Annotated in this window: 4 protein-coding genes; 2 read left to right on the top strand and 2 right to left on the bottom strand. The window is 74.5% G+C overall.

The window, feature by feature from the left end:
* A partial coding sequence (locus tag ACFV2S_RS01685) for an NAD(P)/FAD-dependent oxidoreductase (protein WP_385553220.1) occupies positions 1 to 1,474 on the bottom strand: 1,474 nt, incomplete at its 3' end.
* Between the two features lie 58 nt (positions 1,475 to 1,532).
* On the opposite strand from ACFV2S_RS01685, the gene ACFV2S_RS01680 reads away from it, so the two are divergent.
* Positions 1,533 to 3,113 carry an aspartate:alanine exchanger family transporter gene (locus ACFV2S_RS01680; RefSeq protein WP_385553578.1) on the top strand — a complete coding sequence of 527 codons (1,581 nt, stop codon included), beginning with the start codon at positions 1,533 to 1,535 and terminating at the stop codon, positions 3,111 to 3,113.
* 89 nt (positions 3,114 to 3,202) lie between these two features.
* A complete protein-coding gene (locus ACFV2S_RS01675; RefSeq protein WP_385553218.1) occupies positions 3,203 to 3,775 on the top strand; it encodes an NADPH-dependent FMN reductase in 573 nt (190 codons plus the stop codon).
* Positions 3,776 to 3,796: 21 nt separating this feature from the next.
* Here the strand turns inward: ACFV2S_RS01675 and ACFV2S_RS01670 are convergent, their stop codons facing one another.
* Positions 3,797 to 4,975, bottom strand: coding sequence for a hypothetical protein (locus ACFV2S_RS01670; protein ID WP_385553216.1), 1,179 nt, complete (start codon positions 4,973 to 4,975; stop codon positions 3,797 to 3,799).
* Positions 4,976 to 5,175: the final 200 nt, after the last annotated feature.

Raw genomic sequence — 5,175 nt, 5'->3', positions numbered from 1 at the left:
GCCCGCGGCGCGCGCGGGGGGGGCGGGGGGGGGCGGGGGGGCGGGCGGCGGCGCGGGGGGGGGGGGGCCGCGCCCGCCCCCCCCCCGCGCCCCCCCTCCCGCCGCCGGATCCGAGCGCCCCGCGGAACGATCCCGTGTGCTCGCGCACCTGCTCCGGTGTCAGATACGCGTCGGTGTACTCGAAGTCCCGCAGCGTCCCGGCCTTCGAGGCCAGGAATCCGGTCCGTACGTAGTCGTCGCCGGCGACCGCGTTGAGCAGCCAGTTGGTCATCACCCGGGTCTTGGCCACGTTGGTCCGCAGCGCCGCCCAGTGGTAGCCGCGCGCCACGGCCTGGGCGGGCGCCCCGTGCAGCTCCACGCCGAGCGGCTTCGACACGCCGTCCATCCCGCCCAGGTCCACCACGAGTCCCAGGTCCTTGTGCGTGTACGGGCGGGTCGGCTCGCCCCGCAGCGTCGCGACCAGGTTGTCGGCGACGGCCTTGCCCTGCCGCATCGCGTGCTGCGCGGTCGGCGGGCAGATCGCCCCCTCCTCGCCCTTGGCGAGATCGGGGACCGCCGCCGCGTCGCCGAGCGCCCACACCCCGTCGAGCCCCGGCACGCCCATCTCGGCCGAGACGGCGAGCCGCCCCCGGAGGGTCTCCGCGCCGAGCGTGCCGATCAGCGGACTCGCGGCGACCCCGGCCGTCCAGATCAGCGTCCGGCTGGGCAGCACCCGCCCGTCCGTCAGCGTCACGTTCTCGTCGTCCACCGAGGCGACCGACACACCGAGCGACACCTCGATGCCGCGCTTCGTCAGGATGTCCATGGCGGCGGCGCCCAGCTTGTCGCCCAGCTCGGGCATGAGCTTCGGCGCGATGTCCACCAGGTGCCACTTGATCAGGGAGGGATCGAGCCGGGGGTAGCGCTTGACCGCGTTGTACGTGAGCAGCTGGAGGCAGGCGGCCGTCTCCGTCCCCGCGTAACCGCCGCCGACCACGACGAACCGCAGCCGCGCGGCCCGCTCCTCGTCGTCGTTGCTGGCGTCCGCCAGATCCAGCTGGGCGATGACGTGGTCCCGGATGTACACCGCCTCCGCGAGCGTCTTCATCCCGCGCGCGTGCTCGGCGAGCCCCGGGATGTCGAAGCTGCGGGTCACGCTGCCGGGCGCGAGCACCAGATGGTCGTACGGCTCCGTCACGTACTCGCCGGAGATCGTCCGCACCACGCAGACCTTCGCCGCCGTGTCGATCCCGACCACACCTCCCGGGACGATCCGGGTCCGGTGCCGCTGGCTGCGCCGCAGCGACAGGGCGACCGACTGCGGCGTCAGGACGCCCGCGGCCACCTGGGGGAGCAGCGGCAGGTACAGCTGGTAGGAGAACGGCGACAGGAGCGTGATCAGCGCCTCCCGCTCCGTGAGCCGCCGTTCGAGCCGCCGCACACAGCCCACTCCGGCGAAACCGGCGCCCACCACGAGAATCCTCGGTCGCGTCACGCTGTCCGCCCTTCCGTATGAGCGTGCAAGGAGCCACCAGGTGTGGCTCAGTAAGCCCATGTGGCAATTTTTCGCTGACTATCCGTGGTTCACCCTTTTTATCGTCATTGCGGTGGGATCGCTCTTCGGCATGGTCCGCTTCGGTCCCGTGAGGCTCGGCGCCGCCGGGGTCCTCTTCGTCGGACTGCTGCTCGGCGCGCTCGACCCGGACATCGGACCCGCGGTCCCCACCGGCCTCCCGGTCCTCGGCCTCGCGCTCTACGTGTACACGGTCGGCCTCGAAGCGGGCCCGGCCTTCTTCCGCGAACTCCGCCCCCAGCTGGCCGTGATGACCGGCGCGGTCGTCGCGCTCGTCCTCACCGCCCTCGCCGTCGGTCTCCTCGGCAGCACCGTCTTCGGCATCGACGGCACCTACCTCGCGGGCGGGTACGCGGGCATCGGCACCACCACCCCCGGCCTCGCCGCCGCCCAGGCCGCCTCGGAGGTCCCCGCCCAGGCCGCCACCGGGTACGCGATCGGATACCCCCTCGCCGTCGTCCTCACGATCCTCTTCGTCGCCGCGATCGCCGCCGTCGGGAACTGGCCCGGCCGCCGCGACCCCGGCACCGGACTCCCCGACGCACTCGTCACCCGCACCGTCGACGTCACCCGCCGGACCGCCTGGTCCGAGGTGCCCGGCGCCGCGGACGGGCAGCTCCTCGCCAGCGTCCACCGGCCCCCCGGCGGCCCGCCCCGCGTCGCCCGCGGCCTCGACACCCTCGCCCCCGGCGACGAGGTCGTGCTCGTCGGCGGCCCCGAGGCCGTCGCCGCCGGGACGGCGGCCCTCGGCGAACTGGCGCCCGTCCACCTCCTCGACCGGCGTGACGTCGTCGACTACCGCCGCATCCTCCTCACCAACCCCGACCTCGCCGGCCGCACCGTCGCCGAGCTGGGACTCGGGGACCGCTTCGGGGCCAAGGCCACCCGGGTCCGCCGCGGCGACCGGGACCTCCTGGCCCACGACGACCTGCTGCTCCAGCTCGACGACCGGGTCCGGGTCGTCATGCCCCGGGACCGCACCGCCGAGGTGACCCGCTTCCTCGGCGACACCGAGGCCAAGGTCAGCGAGGTCAGCGCCGTGAGCATGGGCCTCGGCCTCGCCGCCGGGTTCCTCATCGGCATCCCCAAGGTGACGATCGGCTCCACCGTGCTGTCCCTCGGCACCGCCGCCGGACCGCTCGTGATGGCGATGGTCCTCGGCCGGCTGCGGCGCACCGGGCCGCTGGTCTGGGTCCTGCCGACCCGCGCCAACCTCACGCTCCGCCAGATCGGCCTGCTGCTCTTCCTCGCCTGCGTCGGCCTCAGCTCGGGCTACGCGTTCCGCCGCGAGGCCTTCTCCCTCTTCGGGCTGAAGCTCCTCGCCGTGCTCCTCGTCTCCGCCGTCCTCAGCTACGCCCTGATGGTCCTCGTCGCCCGGCTGCTCGGGCAGAGCAGACCGCGCACGATGGGGCTCCTCGCGGGGTACGTGGGGAACCCCGCCATCACCGCGTACGCCAACAGCCGGGTCTCCGACAGCCGGGTCAACACCGGCTACGCCACCCTGTTCGCCCTCGCGATCCTCGTCAAGATCGTCTGCATCCAGCTGATCGTGGGCCTCTGAGGGCCCGGCCGGACTCCGGTCGCAGGGGTGCGGGGACCGGGATACGTTGCCGGGGGACCCCATGGACCACGGAAGGCGGAACAGCGCACATGACCACGTACAAGGTCGGCTACTTCGTCGGCAGCCTGTCGGAGAAGTCCATCAACCGGATCCTGTCCCGCGCGCTCCTGCGGGTGGCGCCCCCGGGCCTGGAGTTCCAGGAGATCCCCATCAAGGACCTCCCGCTCTACAACCACGACTTCGACGCCGACTACCCGCCGGAGGGCCGGGCCCTCAAGGACGCCCTCGAGGCCGTCGACGCGGTCCTCTTCGTCACCCCCGAGTACAACCGGTCCATCCCCGGCGCGCTGAAGAACGCCATCGACTGGGCCAGCCGCCCCTGGGGCACCAACTCCTTCACCCACAAGCCGTCCGCCGTCATCGGCACCTCGCCCGGCAAGATCGGGACGGCCGTCGCCCAGCAGAGCCTCCGCTCGGTGCTGAGCTTCTGCAACTCCCCGCAGATGAACGCCCCGGAGGCGTACATCCAGTTCACCCCGGGGCTGTTCGGCGAGGACGGCGAGGTCACCGACCCGACGACGCTGCAGTTCCTCACGGACTTCATGACCGACTACAAGGCCTTCGTGGAGCGCGTCCTCACCGTGCTGCCGCCCCGGCGCTGATCCGCAGCGGGGCCGCGGGCTTCAGAGGACCGCGACGCCCAGCGGCCGCGAGCCCGCCGGAAGCCGGCGGGTGTCGCCCGTGCCGAGGTCGACGACGCTCAGACCGTCCCAGTACCCGTCCCGGGTGAAACCGCCCGTCACATAGGCGGTGCGGCCGTCCGCGGACACGGCCACGCTCTCGTGCGGGCCCTCCAGCGGGTAGACCCGCTCGGCCCCGCCGGGCGTGCGGACCGTCAGGGAGGGCCCCTCGTCCACGTCCGGGTCGATCGGCCCGGTGCCCACCGTGAGCAGCGTGCCGTCGGCGGTCACGGTGGTGCCGTGCTGATGCGTGTTCGCGGTCGTCCGCTCGATCGTCGTCCGGCCCGTCCGGGGGTCGACGACCGCGAGCCGCTCGCCCTCGAAGGGCAGCAGCAGCTTCCCGTCCGAAGGACGCACGGCGGCGTAGTGCGGCTTGAGCCAGGAGCCGAGCCCGCCCTCCGTGCCGTACGGGGCGACCTCGATCCGGCGCGGTTCCAGCGTCCCCGCCGCGACGACCGTCACGTCGAACGAGTCGTGGCCCGTCGCGTACACCTCGGAGCCGTCCCGCGACACGTCCACGTCGAACGGGCGCCGGCCGACCGGGACGACGTCCGTGACCTTCAGCGCCGACGTGTCGACGACCTCCAGGGTGCCGTTCCCGCCCGGCACGTTGACCCCCACGTACACCCGCCGCCCGTCCGGGGCGAGCGCGATGCCCATGCCGCCGCCCCGGTACTCGCCGGTGGTCACCGGTCCCGTGTCCGTCCGGTACGGAATCAGCGCGAGGCGCTCGCGGCGCGCCGTGTCCACGACGGCCACGCCCTCGGCGGTCGCCACCCAGGCCCGCCCGTCCCCGCCGACGACCAGGCCGTACGGAGCGGTGCCGACCCGCACGGATCCGGTGGCGCCCCGCGCCGGGTCGACGAAGGTGACCGTGTCGGAGCCGAAGTCGGTGACGAGCAGCGTCCCCGGGACGACCGTGCCGTCCGGGGCGGGCGTCCCCGTGACGGGAGGGCCGGGGGTCGGCGATCCCGTGGCGGGGGAGGCCCCGGCCGGCGCCGTCGTACCGGTGGCCGACGCGGCCCCTCCGGAACCCTGGCCGCAGCCCGCGAGCAGCACCACGGCCACCGCGCCGGGCACCAGGGCCCGGGCGGCACGGGACGGACGGCGGAACTTCGGCATGACGGACTCCTCGCTGCGGCGACCGCGCGGAAAGCCCCTCCGGGGTCCGCGCCCTGCCCCGATCCTCCGCCCGCGACCCGCTCACCCCGGTCCGCCGCCCGGCCCCCCCCCCGCCCGGCCCCGCCCCGCCCCCCCGGGCGCCCGCCCGGCGCGCCGCCCCCCCCGCGCGGCGGGGCGCGGGGGGCGCCGCGGGCGGGGCG

Origin of the sequence: Streptomyces sp. NPDC059695 (assembly GCF_042733785.1) — a bacterium.
Taxonomy (GTDB): domain Bacteria; phylum Actinomycetota; class Actinomycetes; order Streptomycetales; family Streptomycetaceae; genus Streptomyces.
The sequence above is the reverse complement of the archived record's forward strand: the minus strand, read 5'-3'. Positions and strand labels throughout refer to the sequence as shown.